This is a genomic window from Shimwellia blattae DSM 4481 = NBRC 105725, from assembly GCF_000262305.1.
Classification (GTDB): Bacteria; Pseudomonadota; Gammaproteobacteria; order Enterobacterales; family Enterobacteriaceae; genus Shimwellia; species Shimwellia blattae.
This window is the reverse complement of the sequence record NC_017910.1, coordinates 1805580-1828677: the sequence shown is the minus strand read 5'-3', so window position 1 is coordinate 1828677 and position 23098 is coordinate 1805580. Positions and strand designations below refer to the sequence as shown.

Here is a 23098-nt window from a genome sequence, read left to right as displayed (position 1 = left end):
GCAATGGTTGACACTACCACTCAAACGGAAAAGAAACTCACGCCCGGTGATATTCGCGGGGTATTTATCCGCTCTAACCTGTTTCAGGGTTCATGGAACTTTGAACGTATGCAGGCGCTGGGGTTCTGCTTCTCTATGGTGCCGGCAATTCGCCGCCTGTACCCGGAAAATAACGAAGCCCGCCGCCAGGCGATTAAGCGCCACCTGGAGTTCTTTAACACCCACCCGTATGTGGCCGCACCAGTGCTGGGGGTAACCCTGGCGATGGAAGAGCAGCGCGCGAACGGGGCAGAGATCGACGACGGCGCCATCAACGGGCTCAAAGTGGGCCTGATGGGGCCACTGGCCGGTGTCGGTGACCCTATCTTCTGGGGAACCGTGCGCCCGGTCTTCGCCGCACTGGGGGCCGGGATCGCCATGAGCGGTAGCCTGCTCGGGCCGCTGCTGTTCTTTATTCTGTTTAACCTGGTGCGCCTGCTGACCCGCTATTACGGTGTGGCCTACGGTTACCGTAAAGGGGTCGATATCGTTAAAGATATGGGCGGCGGCTTCCTGCAGAAACTGACGGAAGGGGCGTCTATTCTCGGCCTGTTTGTGATGGGGGCGCTGGTCAATAAGTGGACCCACGTCAACATTCCGCTGGTGGTTTCGCGGATAACAGACCAGACCGGGGCCGAAAAAGTCACCACCGTGCAGACCATTCTCGACCAGTTAATGCCGGGGCTGGTGCCGCTGCTGCTGACCTTCGCCTGCATGTGGCTGCTGCGCAAAAAAGTCAACGCTCTGTGGATCATCGTTGGGTTCTTTGTTATCGGCATTGTGGGTTACGCTATCGGCCTGCTGGGCCTGTGATTTGAGTGTACTGGCCGGGGGCCCTGCCCCCGGTTTTTTTATCAGGAGACGGCATGACGCTGACCGACGCAATCCTCGCCCTGTTTGTGGTACTGCTGCTGGGCTGGGCCATTTATGATGAGATAGTCCAGGACAAGCGCCACGGGCCAACCCTGCTGCGGGTGCCGCTGCTGCGCCGCAGCCCCGTTGATACGGTTATCTTTATCTTCCTGGTGGGGATTGTGCTGTATAACAATATTACCGGCCACGGCGCGCAGCTGACCACCTGGTTACTTTGTACCCTGATGGTTATCGCGATATATATTGGCTGGATCCGCCAGCCGAAGGTGTTATTCAAATCCCGCGGGTTATTTTTTTCCGGCGCCTGGATAACCTATGACCGGATTAAAGAGATGAATCTCTCAGAAGACGGTGTGCTGGTGATGCAGCTGGAACAACGGCGGCTGCTCATTCGGGTTAAAGATATTGATAACCTGGAAAAGATATATAAATTTCTCGTTACAAATCAATAATATAAAATATAGCATTGACTATATTCCCGGTAATTTAACCGGCAGATTAATAGCCTTTGCTATATTTTTGTTATTGATGTTCCCGCCCTGTTAATGGGGAGAAAATATTCCCACAAGATGGGAATTATTCCCATTCTCACCAACAGCCGTTTTAAATCATAAATATTGCCAGTAATAATACATCCGTGATACTGTTATTTCCGTCGTTGGGGAGTAGCTAATTTTCGCACCGCGAAAATGTATGTATCAACATACTCGCTAAATAGCGTGGTACATACGGACTGAAAGCCCTTTCAGTCATGCGAGACCATTGGCATATACGCTGCAGATACTGGGAACAGTGTATGTGTTTAATGGAATTCCCGGTCTGGTATTTCTGATGAACTTATCCGCAACTCTCCTTCTCGCTCTTGGTATGTCCATGGACGCCTTTGCTGTGTCTATCGGCAAGGGAGCCGCACTGCATAAGCCCAAATTCCGGGAAGCGCTGCGCACCGGGCTGATTTTTGGCTGTATCGAAGCCATCACCCCGCTGGTAGGCTGGGTGCTGGGTATGCTGGCCAGTAAACTGGTGATGGAGTGGAACCACTGGATAGCCTTCGGCCTGCTGCTCTTCCTCGGGGTGCGGATGCTCGCAGAGGGGATCCGCGGCAATACCGACGAAGAGACCGCCCCGGCGCAGCGTCACGGCTTCTGGCTGCTGGCCACCACCGCCGTTGCCACCAGTCTGGACGCGATGGCCGTTGGTGTCGGCCTGGCGTTTCTGAACGTTAATATCTGGCTTACCGCGCTGACCATCGGCTGTGCCACCTTCACCATGACCACCCTCGGTATGATGATCGGGCGCTTTATTGGCCCGCTGCTCGGCAAACGGGCAGAAATACTGGGTGGTCTGGTGCTGATCGCCATTGGCTGCGAAATTCTCTACAGCCACTATTACGGTTAACCGGCTTTACGCCAGGTTCTGATCACAAAGTCGGCCTCACAGTGGAAGGCCGTCTCCTCCGCCAGCTGGCGCCACACTTCCGGCTTTGCCCGCCAGGCAAAGGGGGTCATCTGCAACAGAGAGACCGCCTGCTCCCCGGGCAGCGTCATCGGGTAACTGAGGGCGGACTCCGCCACCAGGCTGAACCCTTCCAGCGCCTCCGGGCGGGTATCGTGTAACTTCACCTGCGGGTAAATCAGCCCCTTAAACTGCACCAGATGGCGCGGGCCCGGGGTGACTGTGATCACCACGCCACCGGGGGCCAGCACCCGGGCCAGCTCCTGAGCCTTACAGGGGGCGTAAATCCGCACCACCGCCGCGAAGGCGCCAGTAGCAAACGGCAGACGGTGGCTGGAGGCCACGCAAAAGTGGCACTCCCGGTAGCGCTTTGCGCCATAGCGGACAGCGGTTTTCGACACATCCAGCCCGTAGCACTCGCCCCCGTGGCGGGCGGCCACCGGTGCAAAACTGTGGGTGTAGTAGCCCTCGCCACAGCCGATATCCAGCACATCACCGGGGTGCGCTGCCAGCGCCCCGGAGAGGGTCTCTACCACCCGGTCACGCAGGGCCTGGTAGTATCCCGCATCCAGAAAGGCGCGCCGCGCCTGCATCATTTGCGGGCTGTCCCCGGGATCCCGGGAGTGTTTGTGCTGCACCGGCAGCAGGTTCACATAGCCTTCTTTCGCCCGGTCAAACTGATGCCCCGCCGGGCAGCTGTAACGATTCTCCCCGGCCTGTAGCGGGCTGTGACATAGCGGGCAAAGATACGACATGGAAACTCCGGATTCAGAAAAACCGCAAGTGTACCGCCAAATGCCCGTCAGCGAAACGGCTTACAGGGCCGGATGTGCGGGATCCGTGTGCCTCAGCACCAGCAGATTACCGGCTCCGCTGGCAAGGCCGTCCGGGGCAACGTTTTCCAGGCGCAGCACATCGCCCATGATCTGGCTGAAGACCGGGGCCGATACGGCCCCGCCGTAGTATTTGCCGTTTTCCGGATCGTTAATCACTACCGCCAGGGCGAAACGCGGCTGGCTGGCCGGGGCTACCCCTGCTGTATAGGCAATGTATTTATCCACGTAGTGGCCGTCTGCACCGATTTTTTTCGCCGTGCCGGTTTTCACCGCCACCCGGTAGTTTTTGACCGCCGCCCGGGTTCCCCCGCCGCCGGGCAGGGCTACGCTCTCCATCATATGTTCGACCTGGCGCACAATATCTGCCGCCATAACCCGGTGGCCTTCTACCGGCGGATCAACCCGGGTAATGGAGAGCGGGCGGGCAATGCCAAAGCTGCCGATGGTGGCATAGACATGGGCCAGCTGTAGCGGGGTCACCATCAGCCCGTAGCCGAAGGAGAATGTCGCCCGGTCCAGCTCGCTCCAGTACCGGCGGTGCGGTAACTGGCCGCTGCTCTCCCCGGTCAGCCCGGTGTCGGTGCGGGCCCCGAAGCCAAACCCTTCATAGGTGTCGAGCAGTTTCTGCACCGGCATAGCCAGCGACAGGCGGGAAACGCCCGTATCGCTGGATTTTTGCAGGATCCCGGTCAGGGTCAGCTCCGGGTAATAGCCCACATCGTGGATCTGGTGGCCCGCAAGCATATAGGGCCGGGTGTCGAGCACCGCATCGGGCCGGACAATTCCCTGCTGTAGCGCCGTCATGATAACCATAGGCTTCACGGTGGAGCCCGGTTCAAAGGTGTCGCTGATGGCGCGGTTGCGAAAATCGTCCAGTTTCGCCCCGGCCCGGTTATTCGGGTTGTAGGTCGGGTAGCTGGCCATGGCGAGGACTTCGCCGGTCTGCACATCAAGCAATACGGCTGCGCCGGATTCCGCCTTGTTCCAGCTTACTGCGTTGCTCAGGGCATCTTCCGTCACCGTCTGTAGACGCTTGTCGATACTCAGCATGATATTGTGCGCCGGGCTGGCGGGCTGCTCGGTAATGTTTTCAATCACGCGCCCGAAGCGATCCCGGCGGACTTCCCGCTCCCCGGGTTTCCCGGTCAACTGCCCGTTGAAACTTTTTTCGATGCCCTCAATGCCCTGGTCGTCAATGTTGGTGAAACCAATCAGGTTAGAGGCCACGCGCCCTGCCGGGTAGAACCGCCGGGACTCTTTGTTCAGGTTCACCCCGGGCAGTTTCAGGCGCTGAATGTATTCAGCCTGCTGCGGATCCAGCTGGCGGGCCAGGTAGATAAACCGGCCGTTCTGGTTGCGGGCAATTTTGTGCATAATCTCGTTGAGCGGGATATGCAACACATTCGCCAGCGCCTGCCAGCGCGGTGTGACGCTCACGCCGCCTTTTTCGCGTAAAATTTTCGGATCGACCCAGATGGCATCCACCGGTACGCTGACGGCCAGCGGCTCGCCGTTGCGATCTTCAATCATCCCCCGCGGCACGTCGATGGGCAGATCGCGCAGCGAACGCATATCCTCTTCCCTGACCAGCCTGCCCGGGTGCACCACCTGGAGCCACCCTACCCGCCCCAGTAAAAACGCAAGGCTTAGGCTTATCGCCACACACAGCAGACCAAAACGCCACTGAACAAAGTTATGCCGCGCCGGCTCCCCTTTTCTTCTGTTCACAATATCTCTTATATCCGGTGAATAGGTTACCCGGAGGATTAAAACCGATAGCGGCTGCCGCCCGGGCAGAAACAGTGCTAATACTTTGCCGGGTTTGCAACAAGAGACGTCATAAGCGGGGTTCTGGTCGCATTTTGTAATAAATCGAATAAATACAGAGCACTGGCGGAGACTATTGCGGGGAAACGGGCATTAAAAAGCCCCGCACACTGGCGAGGCTTTTATGTGCCGAAGGCGTGCCGACTGGCAACACCAGGCGCTGATCGAAATCAGATAGCTGTTACGTTAACAGCAGCCGGACCTTTCTGGCCGTCCTGGATTTCGAATTCAACGTTCTGGCCTTCAGCCAGAGTTTTGAAGCCGTTACCCTGGATTGCAGAGAAGTGTACGAACACGTCTTTGCTGCCGTCAGCCGGAGTAATGAAGCCAAAACCTTTGGATTCGTTGAACCACTTAACTTGACCTTTAATCTTTGCCATCTTGAAAATTCCTTAGAGTGTATTCTTTGCCCGCAGGCATAACTTAGATAAAACAGAGACATTGCTGCTTGAGGCACTAATATAAGGTTCGGCAGAGAAGCGGTATTCAACGACAACGTGTTTACTCTGAACTTCTTTACTGAAAATGCCACACATAAACAGAACTGTACCTCGTTTAACCCAATGTGTTATCACACACAATTAAAATAATGGCAAGCCATTTTTAAGTGTGCTTCGATCTGTCGCACAGATTATGACATTTCTGAGCCGAATATCGTAACCTGAATCTGATTTTCGCGATTCGCTGATGAATCAAAATGTTATCTGTAAATCGCTAACATACGGAAATCAGAGGACTTTTTTAAAGTAGCTCAAAACCTACTGCCAGTCCAGTTAAAGCGAAAAATTTTATTTGAATAGAATATAACCAATTCGTTATCTGGCTACAGGCAGGTAAAAAAGTGCGAAACCCGTTGCGCAAATTAACGCGCAGAATAAATTCCATTATTCATACGGATAAGTAAGGCCCATTAATCAGAAGGAATGATGCCTTAAAATAATGAATCTTTAATGACAACGAACGATAGCCAGCCAAATGTACTATGGCCGGGTTCAATACTTCAGCAATGGATATAAATAAGCACAGATTGCTTAAATATCGATAATCATGCTTAACAATATAAGCCGCCTCGTTTTATAAGCGCTAAAATATCCTGCCACCCTGCCCGCTGCTGAAAAAATCTGCTCTTCGCGGCTGGCCGCCCACAACGCGGCGGCCAGTCACGCTCAGCGCTCGGCCACCAGCCGCACCAGGCTTGGGTCCTCTTCGTCGTCGTCACCGGCAACAGCTGCCGGGCGCGAAGGGGATTCCACCTGCGGGGCCTGTGCTTCGCACAAACGGCGCAACAACGCATTCTGGCGCTTTTGCTGATCCAGTAACGCTTCCAGCAGCGCTATCTGGGTATTAGCACGAACACTAATACGGTTAACAAAGAACCAGGCGATCAATCCAACAACAAGAGTAATAAATGGAACAATTAACGCTGATAAACTAAAAAGACCAGGAGTAACGTCGTTCATAATAACCACCTCAAAAAACTGGCCCTATTCTATCACCAGCGCTGATGAAAATACCCGTGAGATTTTCGCTCAAACGTCTGCAACCGGGCTCGCCGCTCAAAAAAAGATCAGTAAAAAACGAACCTACCAGGGGATAAACCGGTTAATCATGCAGACACCACTGTAAAACTGAACATCCTGGTCGCACATCACGTTCAGCGTTTGCGTCCAGAGCAGAAAGCAAACCGCCATAACCACCAGGACAATAATCCACCACAACCTTCTCACTCACTACTCCGTCGACGTTATCCGGGTGCGCAACAGTCTGGCACCGGCCAGTTAAACTGATCGTTACCGCCCGGCAAGATACTGATTCCAGGACTCGTCGTATTGCTAAAAATTAACAATATCGTCACACTCACGGCAAATAAATAGGTTAATTCCGGGAGCTTGTATGCGCATGATAATTCGGATTGTTATGCTGATCGCCCTGCTGTGGGTGGGTCTGCTGCTGAGTGGTTATGGGGTGCTGATTGGCAGTACCCAGAACGCGGCCGGTTTTGGCCTGCAGTGTAAATATATGACGGCCCGGGATACGGTGAGTGTCCAGTATCTGCATACGGAAAGCGGCATCATCGGCATTACGGACTGCCCGGTGTTGCGTAAAACAACGGAAGTGGTGGATCACGGCTGATAAGCATACAAAAACGCCGCATCAGATGCGGCGTTTTTGTAGCGCGGGCTCAGAACGGATAGTCGTGGTAGCCCATCTGTGCGGAGATAGTCCGCGCGGCGTGATGCAGCATAGCCACATACTCGCTCAGGCGCTCTTCTGAGAAGCGCAGCGTCGGGAAAGAGATGCTCAGCCCGGCGATCACCACGCCAAACCGGTCAAACACCGGCACGGCAATGCAGCGCAGCCCTTCTTCCTGCTCTTCGTTATCTTCGCCGTATCCCTGCTCACGCACTTTGTCCAGCACGCTCAGCAGCTCGTCGGCATTTTTCACCGTGCGCGGGGTGCTGCAGGTAAATTCGATATGCGAAATAATCTCTTTTACTTCTTCCCGGTCACGCCAGGCCAGCAGCACCTTACCGATAGCGGTACTGTGCAGCGGGTTACGACGCCCGATGCGCGAGTACATGCGCAGGTTGTACATGGAATCAATTTTATGGATGTAGACGATGCTGTCTTCATCCAGCGCTCCCAGGTGGATGGTCTCCTTAGTCTGGCGGGAGAGTTCACGCATCTGAATATCGGCACTACGAATTAAATCAACGTTTTGCAACGCCCGCGCCCCAAGCTCGAACAGCTTGAGCGTCAGAGAATATTTTTCTGATTCCCCTTCCTGGGCCACATAACCTAATGATTTCATTGTCTGGAGAAAACGGTACACTGTGCTCTTAGACATCATTACGCGTTGTGATAATTCGGTGATACCAATCTCGCGCTCATCCCCCAGTGCCTGCAGGATGCCAAATACCTTCAGGACAGACGAAACCGAGTCCGGTTGTTTATCCAAATCCGCGACAGCCATTTATCACCTCAATCGCTTTTTGTTTTATAAAAATCAGAACTGGTTTTTAGTATAAATGGGCAACTGCGTCATTCGCAATCAGTCTCTTTGTTTTCATCATCGTTCTGCGACATCTGGCCGGTTTACATGCAAGACACAATTACCTGGTAACTATTCGTGAAACAACACATATCAACACGCCCGGACTCCGCTGACGGACTCCCGGTTCCGCAACGTTATTTTGCCATCCTGACGGTTATTCTCGGGCTGACCATCTCCGTGCTCGATGGCGCCATCGCCAACGTGGCCCTTCCCACCATCGCGGTGGATCTCCAGGCCAGCGCGGCCAAATCTATCTGGATCGTTAACGCCTACCAGATTGCCATTGTCACCTCGCTGCTCTCGCTCTCTTTTATTGGCGACATGATTGGTTACCGGCGGGTCTATCAGTATGGTCTGGTGCTTTTTACCTGCACCTCGCTGTTTTGTGCCCTGTCGACCTCGCTGGAGATGCTTACCCTGGCCCGGGTGTTGCAGGGGCTTGGCGGTGCCGCGCTGATGAGTGTCAACACCGCGCTTATCCGGCTTATCTGGCCCCAGCGCCTTCTGGGGGCAGGTATGGGGATCAACTCTTTTGTGGTGGCAGTCTCGTCGGCCGCCGGTCCGACCCTCGCGGCGGCCGTGTTGTCGGTCGCCTCCTGGAAGTGGCTGTTCCTGATTAATATTCCGGTCGGGATCGTCGCCCTGATTCTGGCGGTTAAATATCTCCCTGCTAACCCCCCGTCCGCCATCAGACCGCGCTTTGATATTCCCAGTGCGCTGATGAACGCGCTGACCTTCGGGTTGCTGGTGATTGCCCTCAGCAGCTTTGCTCAGGGGCAGTCCTGGACGATTGTCGGTGCGGAGCTGGCGGCGTTGCTGATTATCGGCACCCTGTTTGTGCGCCGCCAGTTAACCATGCCTGTGCCGCTGTTACCGGTTGATTTGCTGCGTATTCCGGTTTTCGCTCTTTCCATGTGCACCTCTGTCTGCTCGTTTACCGCCCAGATGCTGGCGCTGGTGGCGCTGCCTTTTTACTTGCAGGGAGCACTGGGGCGCAGCGAGGTAGAGGCCGGGTTATTGCTTACCCCCTGGCCGCTGGCAACCATGGTGATGGCCCCTCTGGCCGGTCTGCTGATCGGGCGCATTCACGGCGGGCTGCTGGGCTCTGCCGGTATGAGTATCATGGCTGTGGGGCTGTTTGCCCTGGCAATGCTGCCCGCCAGCCCGACAGACGGCGATATTATCTGGCGCATGGCCCTGTGCGGTGCCGGGTTTGGTCTGTTTCAGTCGCCCAATAACCATACTATTGTTTCAAGCGCGCCGCCCCACCGCAGCGGTGGGGCCAGCGGTATGCTGGGCACCGCACGCCTGCTGGGCCAGAGCGCCGGGGCCGCCCTGGTGGCCCTGCTGTTTAACCTGTTTACCACCAACGGCAGCCATTACTGTCTGCTGCTGGCAGGCGGGTTTGCACTAACGGCGGTGGTTGTCAGCGGGTTGCGGGCGACCCGGCACGTTGCCCGCCCGTAATGGCGTCAGTATGATCCGGGATATGTTCGTTCAGTGACGGGGCCAGGAGTGGCTGAAGAACTGGCGGCCAGGACGGCCGCCAGAGAATAGCGTTATTTAATATACTGGCCGCTGCGCAGCGCTTCAATGCGCTTATCCAGCGGCGGGTGAGTCATAAACAACTCACTGAGCGATTTAGACTTACCGTTAATGCAGAACGCCATCATGCTGCTGGCCTCCTGCGGCTCATAACTGGTTTTCAGGCGCTGGAGGGCGGCGATCATCTTCTCGCGCCCCACCAGCTTCGCGGAGCCCGCATCGGCGTAGAATTCGCGGTGGCGGGAGAACCACATGGTGATAATGCTCGCCAGGATCCCGAACACCAGCTCCAGCACCGTCGCCACGGCAAAGTAGATAAACGGGTTGCCGTTGCTCTCTTCGCCTTCATCCCGGTTGCCGGACAAAAAGCCCGCCGCAATCTGGGCGATAATGCGCGAAATGAAGATAACGAAGGTGTTCACCACCCCCTGGATAAGGGTCATGGTGACCATGTCACCGTTTGCCACATGGCTGATTTCGTGGGCGATAACCGCTTCGGCTTCGTCCTGGTTCATGTTCTGCAAAAGCCCGGTGCTGACGGCCACCAGCGACGCGTCGCGGCGGGCCCCGGTAGCAAAGGCGTTAATATCCGGCGCATGGTAGATGGCGACCTGCGGCATGGCGATCCCCGCCTGCTGAGACTGGCGCGCAACGGTGTCCAGCAGCCAGCGTTCGGTGTCGTTGCGCGGCTGTTCGATAACTTCGCCACCCACAGACTTCAGCGCCATCCATTTGGACATCAGCAAAGAAACAATGGAGCCGCCAAAACCAAATAACAGCGCCATAATCAGCAGGCCCTGAACACTGCCCGACTGAATACCTGTCAGGCTTAGCACCAGCCCGAATACGACCATGACCGCCAGGTTGGTCAGCAGGAAAAGCCCGATTCTCATCATAATTTTCTTTTTACCTCGGTTTAACAATGTGTGTTACACGCCCACACATCCTAGAGTCACGGATAGCTTTTTCAAGAGTCTGACCCGGCCAGGTATCTAAAAAGACACAACTTTACATTTTGTAGTATCTGGCTGACGCGCCAGAAAGACAGAAAGAAAAACGGGTACAATTCCTTGCACCCGTTTGATTCTTATTTCACCGGCGCCGGAGAGGCTGGCGGGTTACTTTTTTCCATATGGGCCAGATCCAGCGCAATCTTCACGGTCTCGTCAAGATACGGATCCGGCTCCTGATAATCCTTCGGCAGATCATCAAGTTTTTTCAGCTCCGGTTTCCCTGCGCGCTTATAGCGGTCATTGATACGCGACAGGCGGATAGCATCATCTTCCTGGCTCTCTTTCTCACGCTGCGCGTAGTTCAGCGACACGATATTACGCCGCTCTTTCATGGCATTATACCGGGCGATATCCTTCATGATGTACTGGAACTCAGGATCTTTGGCAATACGCGCCTGGTGCAGTTTCAGCAGCTCAGCGTCAAAAGGCTTCAGATCGCCAGAGACGGTATAAGTCGCCGCGTTGATGCTGTCCCAGGGCAGCGCGTTATCTTCATCTTTTTCACCGGTTTCCGTCACTTCATTGCCGGTCGGCATCAGCAAGTCGGGGGTGACCCCTTTACGCTGGGTGCTGCCGCCGTTGATCCGGTAAAACTTCTGAATGGTGTACTGTACCGAGCCCAGGGCCGGCCATTCCGGGCGCAGCATCTGGTCATAGATTCGGTTCAGGGAGCGGTACTGCTGCACGGTGCCTTTACCGAAGGTGGGCTCGCCCACAATCAGCGCCCGGCCGTAATCCTGCATGGCGGCGGCAAAAATTTCCGAGGCAGAAGCACTGAAGCGGTCCACCAGCACGACCAGCGGCCCTTTGTAATAGACTGCACCGTCGGTATCGCTGTCTTCACGCACTTTGCCGTTGTTGTCGCGCACCTGCACCACCGGCCCGCCGGGAATAAACAACCCGGAGAGGGAGACGGCTTCCGTCAGCGCACCGCCGCCGTTCGCCCGCAAATCGATAACCACGCTGGAGACGTTCTGTTTTTCCAGCTTCTGCAGCTGCACTTTGACATCATCCGTCAGGCCCACGTAGAAGCCCGGAATATCCAGCACCCCGACCTTCTCTTTGCCCACGGTCTTCACGGACATTTTCACCGCCCGGTCTTCCAGGCGAATGCGTTCGCGGGTCAGCGTGACAATACGTGACTTGCTGCCTTTGCCGCTGGGCTGCACTTCCAGGCGCACTTTACTGCCCTTCGGCCCTTTGATCAGCGCCACAACGTCGTCCAGACGCCAGCCAATCACGTCCTGCATGGTCTGGCCTGGCTGGCCAACACCGACAATCCGGTCGCCGACACTTATCGCTTTACTTTTCGCCGCCGGGCCACCGGCCACCAGGGAGTTGATAACCGTGTAGTCGTCGTCCATCTGCAGTACCGCGCCGATACCTTCCAGAGACAGGCTCATTTCGGTATTAAACTGTTCGGTATTGCGCGGGGAGAGATAGTTGGTGTGCGGGTCAATTTCGTGGGCAAATGCCGTCATCGCCAGGGAGAACACATCTTCGCTATTGGTCTGGGCCAGCCGGCGGATGGCGAATTTATAGCGTTTTGTGAGCGTTTCTCTGATTTCTGCGTCGGTTTTCCCGGTGAGTTTCAGGCTCAGCTCATCGTATTTCACTTTGCCGTCCCACAGCTGGTTCAGTTCCGCTTCTGTGGTAGGCCAGGGGGATTTGCTGCGATCCAGATTAAAGGTGTCGTTGCCGGTGAAGTCCATCGGCCGTTCCAGCACCTTCAGCGCATACTGATAGCGCTCAAAGCGGCGTTTTTGCGCCAGATTGTAGAGATTATAAAAGACATCCAGCTTGCCGGAGCGAAACTCATCTCCGAGTGTTCCCTTGCGGGAGGCAAACTGGGCAATATCGCTGGCCAGCAGCACATTGTGGCTGTAGTCCAGTAAATTCAGATAGCGGTCAAAAATCTTTGCCGAAAACGCCTGATCAAGATCAAACTGGCGATAATGGGAGCGGGTAAAACGGGATGTCACCCGTTCACTGACCGTCGCATGTTGCGGCTCTTCTTTAAGAACAGGCAACTGCTCTGCACGGGTAATGTTATTTTCAACAGCCAACGCGCTACCGGCCAGCGATAAAAGGCTGGCGATAGCGGTCAGCTTAACAAGTTTGTTCATGCCCTGGTTGACCTCCGTTTCAGAACACGAGATGTTCTGCGCGTACAATCATCGACATACCAGAAGCCAGCTGTACACGGACGCCATCTTTGGTAACTTCCTGCACGGTTGCGTCCATCGCGTTATTCCCCGCTTTCACTTTCAGCGCCTGGCCTACAGTCAGTGCGGAAGTGTCGGTCACAGGCGTATGGTGCTCTTCGCGAACCGGGCGGGCGGCTTTAGCGGCAGGCTTAGCGGCGCGGGGCTTACGGGCTTCACTCCCCTCTTTGCGGCGCGGAGCTGCAGGGCGCGGTTTACGCTCACGGCGCGCTGCATCCCCGGAACCTTCCTGGGCGGCGGCCTCACGTTTTTTGGCCTGCTGCTCTGCACGCTGAGCCTGGACACGGGCTTTCGCCTCTTCCAGTTGCTTACGGGCGTGTTCTACATGCTGCTCGTCCAGCACACCGCACGGGTTACCGTCCAGATCAACACGGGTGGCCCCCGCTTTAACGCCATACAGATAGCGCCAGCTGGAGGTATACAGACGCAGAGCCGAACGCAGCTGGGTCTTACTGAGGTTCAGTTCCCCTTCTACGCGTGCAACTAAGTCCTGAAAAATACCGATTTTCAGGGGGCGAGCTTCACCTTCTGCGCTAAAGCACTGGGGAAAACGTTCCGCCAGGAAGGCGATAACTTCTTTACTGCTATTCAACTTAGGTTGATTTTCCATGAAATTTCCTGATTACAACGGGATTGCCAACAAGCAGCAAGCATGAACAGGCGCCATTATAATGACGCCATCGGCAAATGCTACGTTAACCGTTGTTTATCCTGCGTCAGACGCAAAGAATTTTTTAAAATCGCTTCCGGCCAGCAGCTTTTCCAGCCGGGAGACCAGCTCACCCAGGCCCGCTTCATCTTCTGCGTCAAAGCGCCCGGTTTCCGGGCTGTCGATATCCAGCACCCCGATAATGCGCTGGTTAACCCGCAGCGGGAACACAATTTCTGAATTACTGGCCGCATCGCAGGCGATGTGCCCGTCAAACGCGTGAACATCTTCCACCCGCTGCACCTCACCACTGGCAACGGCAGTACCGCATACACCGCGCCCTACGGGAATTCGCACACAGGCGATTTTCCCCTGGAATGGCCCGAGCACCAGGGTCTGCCCTTCCAGTAAATAAAACCCGGCCCAGTTTACGCCGCCAAGGCGTTCGAATAACAGCGCGCTGGTATTTGCCAGTAATGCCAGAAAACTGGTCTCACCTGCCATCAGTGCCCCGAAATCGCGATTCAGATCGGCATAAAACTCATTTTTGCTCATTTATTGTTCACTTCTGTTGTCTTACCGGAATTGCAGGTCTATTAAAATAAGCAATTTTTGCAGGTATGCTCAAGATTAATCAAGAATGAGATACTATTCAGTTACAAATGATACTGGCGCGACAGAATTCATGGCAATAAAACCCACCTATATTCCCGACGGCAAGCCACTGCGGCTGGATAAAATCGGCGTTGCCCTTCCCCGGCCGCGTTACCAGCGCTGCCTGTCCTGCGATGCGCTCTACCTGCTCCCGACAGTAAAATGTACCCAGAATGCCTGGTGCCCCCGCTGCCACGCGAAAGTGCACAACGGTATGGACTGGTCTCTGACCCGTCTGGCGGCCATGGCGCTGACCATGCTGCTGCTGATGCCCTTCGCCTGGAGCGAGCCGCTGTTGCGTATCTGGCTGCTCGGGGCCCACAGCGATGCCAGCCTGTTGCAGGGGGTCTGGCAAATGGCCCACCAGGGGGATGTGATCACCGCCGCGATGGTGCTGTTCTGCTCCGTTGCCGCGCCGGTTATCCTGGTGGTGGCTATCGGCTATTTGTGGCTGGGGAATATCCTCAATATGAACCTGCGCCCGATCCTGCTGATGCTCGACCGGCTCAAAGAGTGGGTCATGCTGGATATCTATCTGGTAGGTATTATGGTGGCCTCCATCAAAGTCCAGGATTATGCCTGGATCCAGCCCGGCACCGGCCTGTTTGCCTTTGTCTCCCTGACTATCCTCAGCGTGATGACCGTTATCCACCTGAATACCGAAGAGCTGTGGACGCGTTTTTACCCTCAGCCCGCCGCCCGCTATAACACCGACAAGCTGTGTGTCTGTATTGGTTGCGAATATACCGGCCTGCCCGATGCCCGGGGCCGCTGCCAGCGCTGCCACAGCCCGCTGCGGGCGCGCAAAAAAAACAGCCTGCAGAAAACCTGGGCGGCGCTGATTTGCTCCATCATTTTTCTGGTTCCGGCCAACCTGCTGCCCATTTCCGTGGTGTATGTGAACGGCGCGCGCCAGGAGGACACCATCATCTCCGGGGTTCTCTCTCTGGCCCAGGATAATATCGCTGTGGCCGGGGTGGTGTTTGTGGCCAGTATCCTGGTGCCCTTTTTAAAAGTGATTGTGCTGCTCACCCTGTTGCTGAGTATTCATTTCCGCTGCCAGCGCGGGCTGAAGAGCCGCATCCTGTTACTGCGCTTTATCACCTGGGTCGGCCGCTGGTCGATGCTGGATCTGTTTGTCATTTCACTTACCATGTCGCTTATCAACCGCGATCAATTATTGGCTTTTACCATGGGACCCGCTGCGTTCTGGTTTGGATCCGCAGTGATTTTCACTATTCTTGCTGTGCAATGGCTGGACAGCCGATTACTTTGGGATGCACATGAGTCAGCAAATGCCCGCTTCACCGACTGAGGCACACGTAAAACCAAAACGCCGGATCTCTCCGTTCTGGATCCTGCCGGTTATCGCCCTGCTGATGGCAGGCTGGCTGGCCTGGTCCACCTATGAGGACCGGGGAACCACCATCACTATCGATTTTACCTCCGCAGACGGTATTGTCGCCGGGCGCACACCGGTGCGCTATCAGGGGGTTGAAATCGGTACTGTCCAGCAGGTCAGTGTGAATCAGGAGCGCCATCTGATTGAGGTCACGGCCAGCATCAGCAACGACATGAAAGATGCCCTGCGCCATGAAACCCAGTTCTGGCTGGTGACCCCCAAAGCCTCGCTGGCGGGCGTCTCCGGGCTGGATGCGCTGGTCGGCGGGAACTACATTGGCATGATGCCGGGCGAAGGCGAGCCCCAGAAACACTTTACCGCCCTCGATACCCAGCCTAAATACCGGCTGAATAATGGCGATTTGATGATTCACCTCAACGCCCCGGATCTCGGCTCGCTGAATGTGGGCTCGCAGGTCTATTTTCGCAAAATCCCCGTGGGGCGGGTCTATGATTTCGCCATCAATACCGCAACCCGGGGCGTGACCATTGATGTGCTGATCGACCGGCGCTTCAGCCATCTGGTGAAAAAAGAGAGCCGCTTCTGGAATGTTTCCGGGGTGAAGAGCACCATCGGCCTGAGCGGCGCCCGTATTGAGCTGGAAAGCCTCGCGGCCCTGGTCAACGGTGCCATCGCCTTTGACTCACCGGATAACTCCGCCGCCGCACAGGCAGAGGCCCGGTATCATCTGTATGAAGATCTGGCCCACAGCCGCCGGGGGGTGCTGGTGGATCTGACCCTGCCTTCCGGTAACGGGCTGACGGCCAACACTACCCCGCTGATGTACCAGGGGCTACAGGTCGGCAGCCTGACGAAGCTCAATCTTGATGATAAGGGCGGTGTCAGCGGGCAGCTGGCGGTGGATCCTTCCGTGGTCAGCCTGCTGCGTGCGGGCACCCGTATCGAGCTGCATAAACCGAAAATTTCCCTGAGTGATCCCTCCATCAGCGCCCTGCTGACCGGTGCCACCTTTGAACTGGTGCCCGGGGAAGGCGAGCCCCGCAACCATTTTACCGTGCTGGATGCCGACAAAACCCCGCTCCAGCAGCCTGATGTGCTGACCCTGAAGCTGCACGCACCAGACAGCTACGGTATTGACGGCGGCCAGCCCGTCTTACTGCACGGCGTTCAGATAGGCCAGATCCTGGATCGCACCCTCACCCCGGACGGGGTCACCTTCGCGGTCGCCATTGATGCCCGTTACCGGGAGCTGGTCCACGCCGACAGCAAATTCGTGGTCAACAGCCGGATCGACGTCAAAATGGGCCTTGACGGTGTGGAAGTGCTGGGCGCCAGCGCAGGCGAATGGGTCAGCGGCGGGATCCGGCTGCTCCCGGGCACCAGCGGTGCCCCGCTGAGCAGCTACCCCCTGTTCGGTAACCCGGACAACGCCCGGGAAAATAATACCGGTGAACGCCCCACCACCACCCTTTCCCTGACCGCCACCAGCCTGCCGGATGTTCAGGCCGGCTCCGTGGTGCTGTATCGTAAATTCCAGGTGGGGGAAATTACCGCCATCCGCCCCCGGGCCAGCGCGTTTGATATTGATGTGCATATCAAGCCGGAGTACCGCAACCTGCTCACCCGGGACAGCGTATTCTGGGCCGAAGGCGGGGCCAAAGTGCAGCTTAACGGTGCCGGGCTGACCGTCCAGGCATCGCCGCTGACCCGGGCCATTAAAGGCGCTATCAGCTTTGATAACCTGCCCGGTGCCGGAAGCCAGAGCAAAAACGCCAAGCGGATGCTGTATGCCTCGGAAACCTCCGCCCGGGCGGTGGGCAGCCACGTCACACTGCATATGTTTGACGCCGGAAAAGTGGCCGCCGGTATGCCGATCCGCTACCTGGGGATCGATATCGGCCAGGTCGAATCCCTGAAACTGCTGACCGGCAGTAACGAGGTCCAGGCCCAGGTGGTGCTGTATCCGGAGTATGTGTCCACCTTCGCCCGGCGCGGCACGCGCTTTTCCGTGGTCTCACCACAAATTTCCGCCGCCGGGGTTGAGCATCTGGACACGCTGCTCCAGCCCTATATTAATGTGGAGCCGGGCAACGGCCCGGCCAGACATGATTTTGAACTCCAGGAGGCGACCATTACTGACTCCCGGTATCTGGATGGCCTGAGCATCGTGGTGGAAGTGCCGGATGCCGGTTCACTGGGCATCGGCACCCCGGTACTGTTCCGCGGTATGGAGGTGGGCACCGTGACCGGCATGCACCTGGGCTCGCTCTCTGACCGGGTGATGGTGCAGCTGCGCATCAGTAAGCGTTACCAGGATCTGGTGCGCAACAGCTCCGTGTTCTGGCTGGCCTCCGGCTACAGTCTGGACTTTGGCCTGACCGGTGGCGTGGTGAAAACCGGTACCTTTAACCAGTTTATTCGCGGCGGTATCGCCTTTGCGACCCCGCCTGCCACGCCGCTGCCGCCCAAAGCGCAGCCCGGCCAGCATTTCCTGCTACAGGAGAGCGAACCCACTGAGTGGCGCAAATGGGGGGCGGCTATCCCCCGTTAACCGCAAGGCTCCCGGTGCCTGCCGGGAGCCTTTATGCTAGACTACGCCTCCTCTTTTTTCAGTTGCGGAACCCACAGTGTCAATATCCTCACCAGCCTGGCTGCCCGATGCCTTCTTAGCCGTCATCCGTGATGCCATGCCCGCGTCACTCACCATGGACAGCTTTATCGCCGCCTGCCAGCGCCCGTTACGTCGCAGCCTGCGGGTCAACACACTAAAAATCAGCGTGGCGGATTTTCTGCAACTGACGGCCCCGCTGGGCTGGCAGCTCACCCCCATCCCCTGGTGTGCGGAAGGGTTCTGGGTAACCACCGGGGATGATGACGAAAACAGCCTGCCGCTGGGCAGCTATGCAGAGCACCTCAGCGGCCTGTTTTATATTCAGGAGGCCAGCTCCATGCTCCCGGTCACCGCCCTGTTTGACGCGGTTCCCCGGCCGGAGCGGGTAATGGATATGGCCGCCGCGCCGGGCTCCAAAACCACCCAGATCGCCGCCAGAATGGCCAACCGGGGGATGATCCTTGCCAATGAATATGCCGCCAGCCGGGTAAAAGTGCTGCACGCCAATATCAGCCGCTGCGGGATCAGCAACACGGCGCTGACCCATTTTGATGGCCGGGTATTTGGCGCCGCCTTACCGGAAACCTTTGACGCCATCCTGCTGGACGCCCCCTGTTCCGGTGAAGGTGTGGTGCGCAAAGATCCCGACGCGCTGCGCAACTGGTCCCCCCGGAGCAATCTTGATATCGCCGCCACCCAGCGGGCGCTTATCGACAGCGCCTTCCACGCCCTGAAGCCGGGTGGCACGCTGGTCTACTCCACCTGCACCCTGAACCGGGAGGAAAATCAGCAAACCTGCCACTGGCTGCTGGAGCAGTACCCGGGTGCCGTGGAAATTACCCCGCTGACGGATCTGTTCCCCGGGGCCGGTGATGCCCTGACGCCGGAAGGTTTCCTGCATGTATTCCCGCAAATTTATGACTGTGAGGGCTTCTTTGTGGCCCGGCTGCGCAAAACCGCGCCGGTTGCGCCGCTCCCGGCACCGCGCTTTAAGGTCGGGGCGTTTCCGTTTACGCCGTTGTCTGCCCGGGAGAGCCGCGAGCTGACCACCCTGGCAGGCAATGTGGGCCTGCACTGGGAAGAGACCCTGCGCCTGTGGCGGCGGGATAAAGAAATCTGGCTGTTCCCGGTTGCGGCTGAGCCCCTGTTTGGCAAGGTGCGCTTCTCACGCACCGGTGTGAAGCTGGCCGAGCAGCACAACAAAGGGTATCGCTGGCAGCATGAAGCGGTGATTGCTCTGGCCTGTGGTCAGGGTGTGAACGCCTTTGAGCTGAGCGCGTCAGAAGCCGAAGAGTGGTATCGCGGGCGGGATATCTACCCGGCAACCGCCCCCCGCCATGACGAGGTCATCGTCACCTTCCAGCAGCAACCCATTGGGCTGGCGAAGAAAGTGGGCAGCAGGCTCAAAAACAGCTACCCCCGCGAGCTGGTGCGGGACGGCAGGTTGTTTGGCGGGGAAAATTAATTCACCTGAAAAAATTAATGCTTTTTAGTTGGCAGTTTTTTATTTCGCGTCCAGGCTTAACCATGCGCGCCAAACTGGTCGTACCACGAAAGAGAGCCACTGGAGAGTTTTATGACGAAAACCCATCTGCGGATCGGCACCTTCGAAATCGATGATGCCGTGTTAAAAGGGGAACATAGCGGAGAGCGAACGTTAAGCATTCCCTGTAAGTCAGACCCGGACCTGTGCATGCAGCTGGATGCATGGGATGATGAAACCAGTATCCCCGCCGTGCTTAACGGCGAACGTTCGGTCCTGTACCGTCAGCGTTACGACAGACACACCGATGCCTGGGTTATGCGCCTGGCATAACTTGCTAACCCGTCGCCCGACGGGTTATCTGTTCCCCCGCGATTGACTATACTCTTCAGACAGGCTGTTTTTCTCTGTACAACATATGGATACGTTATGTATACACTGGTTCTGTTTGTCTGCTGGCTGAATGCCGGGTGCCAGAATCTGCCTATCGACAACTACCCGTCAGAAGCACGCTGTCTGGCTTCCATGGAAGATCAGCAAATACGCAATGGCGGCTGCTACCCGACCGTTGAGGTCCGCGGGCAATACTGGCGGCCCGCGACCGAGTACAGCGATCTGTGATCAACGCTCTGCAGCCCGGGAATACTTGCGCACATAAAGTTCCACCGGCGTGTGGTGATACTGTACAACCCCCTGGTAGTCAAACCCGCACCCCCGGGCCAGCCGCACAGAGGGCTGATTCTCCGGCGCGATAATGCAGCACAGATCGCTGTGCAGCGCCTGATCGGCCCAGTTCAGAATTGCCCCCAGCGCTTCCCGGGCATAGCCCTTGCCCTGGGCCGCCGGGCGCAGGCTCCAGCCCGCTTCCGGTAATACCAGCGCCGGTTCACAGACCCGCCGGGCCTGCTGCAGCCCGATACTGCCCACCATCGCCCCGCTGGACTTTTCAATACAGGCCCAGTAGCCATACCCCATCAGCTGCCAGTGCCCCACATAGCGCAGCAACCGCCCCCAGCTCATCTCCCGGCTCTGGGGCTCTCCGTTTCCGATATGGCGCACCATGTCAGGATCCGCCCACATGGCGGCCAGTTGTTCAAAATCGTCAAGCTGATACTGGCGCAGTACCAGGCGCGGGGTCTCCAGGTGTGGGGCACTGACTTGCATAGATGATTTCCCTTAGCAGGTGTAAAGAGGCGCTGGCACACGGCCACCAGACGCAGGAAGATCATCATATTACGATATTCAGCAGTCCAGTACAGCATTACCGGCAGGCCCTGTTCTGCCTGCCGCCACGTGGTCTTTCCCCCATTCTATCCAGGGTTTATTGGCGATTATTGATATGTTATAACATCGCAAATTTAATCAAGGACGGTATGATGACACTCACTCGCACCTCACTGGCAGTTCTGGTTTCCCTCAGCGCCGCCGCCGCTCACGCAGCCCCCGGTAACGATACCCTGGTGGTCACCGGCAGTACCGACAGCAACGCCATTCCCCCGCTTTCAGCCGGTAGCGCCTCCCGCCTGGCCATCAGCGAGCGGCAGATCCCGCGCCATACGGAAAGTGTCAGCCAGAGCACCATCACCACCCGGGGCTGGCGCTCCCTGACTGAGGTTGTCGAAACCCTGCCCGGCCTGTCAGGCACTACGTCGCCAACCCTGTCAAACAGCGTATCGCTGCGCGGTTTTACCCCGCTGGCCTGGCTGTATGATGGCGTGCTTACCCCCGGCAGTACCCTGCAGGGGGGCGATCCGGCCCATTACCAGAGCATCGATGTGCTGTACGGCACCGGCTCGGTACTTAACGGGCTGAGCCCCGCCGGGGGCAGTATTAACCTGATCCCGCGCAGGGCCACGTTCGCCGCCCAGCCGCTGGAGCTGGACTACGCCTGGTCCAGCTTCGCCAGCCAGCGGATGCACATTGGCACCGGGGGCACGCTTATCGATAATCTGGCCGCTGGTCGTCTGGATATCAGCGCCGCCAGCCAGGGCAGCCAGGTAGAGCACGTCCGCCAGCGTCCCCTGCGGGCCACCGGGGCACTGCTGCTGACCCCCACCGCCACCACCATGCTGACGTTTAATCTTGACCGCATGACGGAGCACACCCGCAACCCCTACTTCGGCACCCCGCGCCTTAACGGCAAACCCGACAGGCACCTGCGCTATACCAACTACAACAACCTGCGCGACGCCTGGATCCGTGGCCACGCCACCTCGTTTCAGGCCACCCAGTCCTGGTTTGCCTCCCCTCAGTGGTCGCTGGAAAATAAATTCTATTACTACAAGGGGCTGCGCGAGTGGCACAACGTTGAGCGCTACTACCCGTCTGCCACCCGCACCGGTTTTCTGACCCGGGACTCCTTCGGCGATCTGAGCCACAAAGACGCCCTCACCGGCGATCGCATCACCCTGCAGGCCAGCGGAAGCATCGGCCAGTATGACAACCAGATCCTGGCCGGGGCAGACGTCAGCAAGCGCACATTCAGCTACTATTCGAACAGTTTTGCCGGTGAGGACAACGTGCCGCTGCTCAACCCGCCCCGGCGCCCGTTCAGCAGCGGCAACGCACCGCGCCGCTCGGCCGTACGCCAGATAACCCAGAACCAGTCGGCCCTGTTTCTTGAAGACCGGCTGAGCCTGACCGACACCCTGGCCCTGCTCGGGCAGTTGCGCTACTCCCGGGTTGATATGCACTGGAACTACCAGCAGCAGGGCCAGCACATCAGCCGCCGCTACGATTTTACCAGTCTCGGCATTGGCCCCAGCTGGGATCTGACGCGCGACATTACGCTGTATGCCAGCTACACCACCGGCAAAGAGCCCGGTGAGGATATGTTCTTCCTGGGCCCGGACCAGACCGCCCTGCCGCTGACGGCGGTGCGGCAATATGAAGCCGGGATCAAAGCCAGCCTGCCGGACCAGAGCGCCGCCATGACGCTCGCCGTCTACGATTTGCAAAAAAAGCATCTCTTCGAGCAGGATGAGTTGCGCCCCGGCGTCTGGAACGCGGTCGGCAAACAGACCTCCCGCGGGGTGGAGTTCAGTGGTCACTGGCACCCCCGGGAGGCGCTCACCCTCGGGGGCAATCTCGCCTGGACCCACGCCCGCTTTAACAGCTTCCGCCAGGGGGGCCAGGATCTGGCCGGGAAAACACCGCGCTACGTTCCCCAGTGGACAGCTAACCTCTCAGCCAGCTATATGCTCACCCGGCAACTGGGGCTGGGTGCCCAGCTGCACTATGTGGGCAGCAGCTACAATAACAACGCCAATACCGACAAAATGCCCCATTACACCACCCTGGATCTCAGCAGCAGCTATGAGATTGTCCCGGGGATCACCCTCGGCTCCCGGGTACGCAACCTGACGGATAAAACCTACGCCTGGCAGCGCACCTATGCCACCCAGGCGCTGTTTGCCCCGGGGCGGACCTGGGAAGCCTTTGTGAATATGCGTTTCTGATGCGTGGCTACC

At 57.4% G+C, this 23098-nt stretch carries 22 protein-coding genes, 1 pseudogene and 1 riboswitch; of the genes and pseudogenes, 11 read left to right on the top strand and 12 right to left on the bottom strand.

All coding sequences use genetic code 11. The features are described 5' to 3' along the window. Positions 1-3: 3 nt before the first annotated feature. The 3 genes from EBL_RS08475 to mntP all read left to right on the top strand — a co-directional run bounded on the left by EBL_RS08475 (position 4) and on the right by mntP (position 2310). Entirely contained in the window at positions 4-852 is an 849-nt protein-coding gene (locus tag EBL_RS08475; protein ID WP_002445079.1) for a PTS mannose transporter subunit IID, read from the top strand. 53 nt (positions 853-905) lie between these two features. Continuing rightward, entirely contained in the window at positions 906-1364 is a 459-nt protein-coding gene (locus tag EBL_RS08470) for a DUF986 family protein (RefSeq protein WP_002445078.1), read from the top strand. 196 nt (positions 1365-1560) lie between these two features. Further along, positions 1561-1663: riboswitch (yybP-ykoY riboswitch) on the top strand. 80 nt (positions 1664-1743) lie between these two features. Beyond that, on the top strand, positions 1744-2310 hold the full coding sequence (mntP, locus tag EBL_RS08465; protein WP_034920567.1) for a manganese efflux pump MntP: 567 nt from the start codon (positions 1744-1746) through the stop codon (positions 2308-2310). Here the strand turns inward: mntP and rlmA are convergent. From rlmA to mgrB, 6 genes are all read right to left on the bottom strand, one after another. After that, positions 2307-3122 carry a 23S rRNA (guanine(745)-N(1))-methyltransferase gene (gene rlmA / locus EBL_RS08460; RefSeq protein ID WP_002445073.1) on the bottom strand — a complete coding sequence of 272 codons (816 nt, stop codon included), beginning with the start codon at positions 3120-3122 and terminating at the stop codon, positions 2307-2309. The two genes, mntP and rlmA, sit on opposite strands and share 4 nt — an antisense overlap. A 60-nt stretch (positions 3123-3182) precedes the next feature. Further along, positions 3183-4931 carry a peptidoglycan glycosyltransferase FtsI gene (ftsI, locus tag EBL_RS08455; protein WP_002445071.1) on the bottom strand — a complete coding sequence of 583 codons (1749 nt, stop codon included), beginning with the start codon at positions 4929-4931 and terminating at the stop codon, positions 3183-3185. Between the two features lie 269 nt (positions 4932-5200). Next, complete coding sequence (gene cspE / locus EBL_RS08450; protein ID WP_001062678.1) at positions 5201-5410, bottom strand: transcription antiterminator/RNA stability regulator CspE; 210 nt, start codon at positions 5408-5410, stop codon at positions 5201-5203. 12 nt (positions 5411-5422) lie between these two features. After that, positions 5423-5566 (bottom strand): DUF2627 domain-containing protein, encoded by a 144-nt coding sequence (locus tag EBL_RS19845; protein ID WP_002445069.1) that lies wholly within the window; start codon positions 5564-5566, stop codon positions 5423-5425. Between the two features lie 630 nt (positions 5567-6196). Beyond that, a complete protein-coding gene (locus EBL_RS08445) occupies positions 6197-6490 on the bottom strand; it encodes a YebO family protein (RefSeq protein WP_002445068.1) in 294 nt (97 codons plus the stop codon). Between the two features lie 123 nt (positions 6491-6613). Beyond that, the gene (mgrB, locus tag EBL_RS08440; protein WP_002445066.1) at positions 6614-6757 is read right to left on the bottom strand and encodes a PhoP/PhoQ regulatory lipoprotein MgrB; all 144 of its coding nucleotides are present in this window, start codon (positions 6755-6757) and stop codon (positions 6614-6616) included. Positions 6758-6923: 166 nt separating this feature from the next. Here mgrB and EBL_RS08435 point away from each other — a divergent pair, with 166 nt between their 5' ends. Beyond that, positions 6924-7163: a YobH family protein gene (locus tag EBL_RS08435; protein ID WP_002445064.1), complete on the top strand. Its 240-nt coding sequence runs from the start codon at positions 6924-6926 to the stop codon at positions 7161-7163. Between the two features lie 49 nt (positions 7164-7212). Here the strand turns inward: EBL_RS08435 and kdgR are convergent, their stop codons facing one another. Then, positions 7213-8004 (bottom strand): DNA-binding transcriptional regulator KdgR, encoded by a 792-nt coding sequence (gene kdgR, locus EBL_RS08430; RefSeq protein WP_002445062.1) that lies wholly within the window; start codon positions 8002-8004, stop codon positions 7213-7215. 156 nt (positions 8005-8160) lie between these two features. On the opposite strand from kdgR, the gene EBL_RS08425 reads away from it, so the two are divergent. Beyond that, positions 8161-9552, top strand: a complete 1392-nt coding sequence (locus EBL_RS08425) for an MFS transporter (RefSeq protein WP_002445061.1) — start codon at positions 8161-8163, stop codon at positions 9550-9552. 92 nt (positions 9553-9644) lie between these two features. On the opposite strand, the gene htpX is transcribed toward EBL_RS08425, so the two are convergent. From htpX to EBL_RS08405, 4 genes and pseudogenes are all read right to left on the bottom strand, one after another. After that, on the bottom strand, positions 9645-10526 hold the full coding sequence (gene htpX, locus EBL_RS08420) for a protease HtpX (RefSeq protein WP_002445059.1): 882 nt from the start codon (positions 10524-10526) through the stop codon (positions 9645-9647). Positions 10527-10717: 191 nt separating this feature from the next. Next, positions 10718-12769, bottom strand: coding sequence for a carboxy terminal-processing peptidase (gene prc, locus EBL_RS08415; protein ID WP_002445057.1), 2052 nt, complete (start codon positions 12767-12769; stop codon positions 10718-10720). Between the two features lie 19 nt (positions 12770-12788). Beyond that, positions 12789-13478: an RNA chaperone ProQ gene (gene proQ, locus EBL_RS08410; protein ID WP_002445055.1), complete on the bottom strand. Its 690-nt coding sequence runs from the start codon at positions 13476-13478 to the stop codon at positions 12789-12791. 80 nt (positions 13479-13558) lie between these two features. Next, positions 13559-14072 (bottom strand): annotated as a pseudogene (locus EBL_RS08405) (GAF domain-containing protein). Positions 14073-14202: 130 nt separating this feature from the next. Here EBL_RS08405 and yebS point away from each other — a divergent pair. The 5 genes from yebS to EBL_RS08380 all read left to right on the top strand — a co-directional run bounded on the left by yebS (position 14203) and on the right by EBL_RS08380 (position 20249). Further along, entirely contained in the window at positions 14203-15486 is a 1284-nt protein-coding gene (yebS, locus tag EBL_RS08400) for a membrane integrity lipid transport subunit YebS (protein ID WP_002445051.1), read from the top strand. Continuing rightward, positions 15455-18085 (top strand): PqiB family protein, encoded by a 2631-nt coding sequence (locus EBL_RS08395; RefSeq protein ID WP_014715983.1) that lies wholly within the window; start codon positions 15455-15457, stop codon positions 18083-18085. The genes yebS and EBL_RS08395 overlap by 32 nt, the downstream gene beginning before the upstream one ends. 82 nt (positions 18086-18167) lie before the next feature. Next, entirely contained in the window at positions 18168-19610 is a 1443-nt protein-coding gene (gene rsmF / locus EBL_RS08390) for a 16S rRNA (cytosine(1407)-C(5))-methyltransferase RsmF (RefSeq protein ID WP_373278509.1), read from the top strand. 111 nt (positions 19611-19721) lie between these two features. Beyond that, positions 19722-19961, top strand: a complete 240-nt coding sequence (locus EBL_RS08385) for a YebV family protein (protein ID WP_002445045.1) — start codon at positions 19722-19724, stop codon at positions 19959-19961. Between the two features lie 96 nt (positions 19962-20057). Next, complete coding sequence (locus EBL_RS08380; RefSeq protein ID WP_002445043.1) at positions 20058-20249, top strand: YdfD/YebW family protein; 192 nt, start codon at positions 20058-20060, stop codon at positions 20247-20249. On the opposite strand, the gene EBL_RS08375 is transcribed toward EBL_RS08380, so the two are convergent. Next, positions 20250-20792, bottom strand: a complete 543-nt coding sequence (locus tag EBL_RS08375) for a GNAT family N-acetyltransferase (protein WP_002445040.1) — start codon at positions 20790-20792, stop codon at positions 20250-20252. Positions 20793-21001: 209 nt separating this feature from the next. On the opposite strand from EBL_RS08375, the gene EBL_RS08370 reads away from it, so the two are divergent. After that, entirely contained in the window at positions 21002-23086 is a 2085-nt protein-coding gene (locus EBL_RS08370) for a TonB-dependent siderophore receptor (protein WP_014715982.1), read from the top strand. Positions 23087-23098: the final 12 nt, after the last annotated feature.

Excerpts from the sequence above, each read along its gene's own strand:
- EBL_RS08475 (WP_002445079.1), top strand. The coding sequence starts at position 4 with ATGGTTGACACTACCACTCAAACGGAAAAGAAACTCACGCCCGGTGAT.
- EBL_RS08470 (WP_002445078.1), top strand. The coding sequence starts at position 906 with ATGACGCTGACCGACGCAATCCTCGCCCTGTTTGTGGTACTGCTGCTG.
- mntP (WP_034920567.1), top strand. The coding sequence starts at position 1,744 with ATGAACTTATCCGCAACTCTCCTTCTCGCTCTTGGTATGTCCATGGAC.
- rlmA (WP_002445073.1), bottom strand. The coding sequence starts at position 3,122 with ATGTCGTATCTTTGCCCGCTATGTCACAGCCCGCTACAGGCCGGGGAG.
- cspE (WP_001062678.1), bottom strand. The coding sequence starts at position 5,410 with ATGGCAAAGATTAAAGGTCAAGTTAAGTGGTTCAACGAATCCAAAGGT.
- EBL_RS19845 (WP_002445069.1), bottom strand. The coding sequence starts at position 5,566 with ATGTGTGGCATTTTCAGTAAAGAAGTTCAGAGTAAACACGTTGTCGTT.
- EBL_RS08445 (WP_002445068.1), bottom strand. The coding sequence starts at position 6,490 with ATGAACGACGTTACTCCTGGTCTTTTTAGTTTATCAGCGTTAATTGTT.
- EBL_RS08435 (WP_002445064.1), top strand. The coding sequence starts at position 6,924 with ATGCGCATGATAATTCGGATTGTTATGCTGATCGCCCTGCTGTGGGTG.
- kdgR (WP_002445062.1), bottom strand. The coding sequence starts at position 8,004 with ATGGCTGTCGCGGATTTGGATAAACAACCGGACTCGGTTTCGTCTGTC.
- htpX (WP_002445059.1), bottom strand. The coding sequence starts at position 10,526 with ATGATGAGAATCGGGCTTTTCCTGCTGACCAACCTGGCGGTCATGGTC.
- prc (WP_002445057.1), bottom strand. The coding sequence starts at position 12,769 with ATGAACAAACTTGTTAAGCTGACCGCTATCGCCAGCCTTTTATCGCTG.
- proQ (WP_002445055.1), bottom strand. The coding sequence starts at position 13,478 with ATGGAAAATCAACCTAAGTTGAATAGCAGTAAAGAAGTTATCGCCTTC.
- yebS (WP_002445051.1), top strand. The coding sequence starts at position 14,203 with ATGGCAATAAAACCCACCTATATTCCCGACGGCAAGCCACTGCGGCTG.
- EBL_RS08395 (WP_014715983.1), top strand. The coding sequence starts at position 15,455 with ATGAGTCAGCAAATGCCCGCTTCACCGACTGAGGCACACGTAAAACCA.
- EBL_RS08385 (WP_002445045.1), top strand. The coding sequence starts at position 19,722 with ATGACGAAAACCCATCTGCGGATCGGCACCTTCGAAATCGATGATGCC.
- EBL_RS08380 (WP_002445043.1), top strand. The coding sequence starts at position 20,058 with ATGTATACACTGGTTCTGTTTGTCTGCTGGCTGAATGCCGGGTGCCAG.
- EBL_RS08375 (WP_002445040.1), bottom strand. The coding sequence starts at position 20,792 with ATGCAAGTCAGTGCCCCACACCTGGAGACCCCGCGCCTGGTACTGCGC.
- EBL_RS08370 (WP_014715982.1), top strand. The coding sequence starts at position 21,002 with ATGATGACACTCACTCGCACCTCACTGGCAGTTCTGGTTTCCCTCAGC.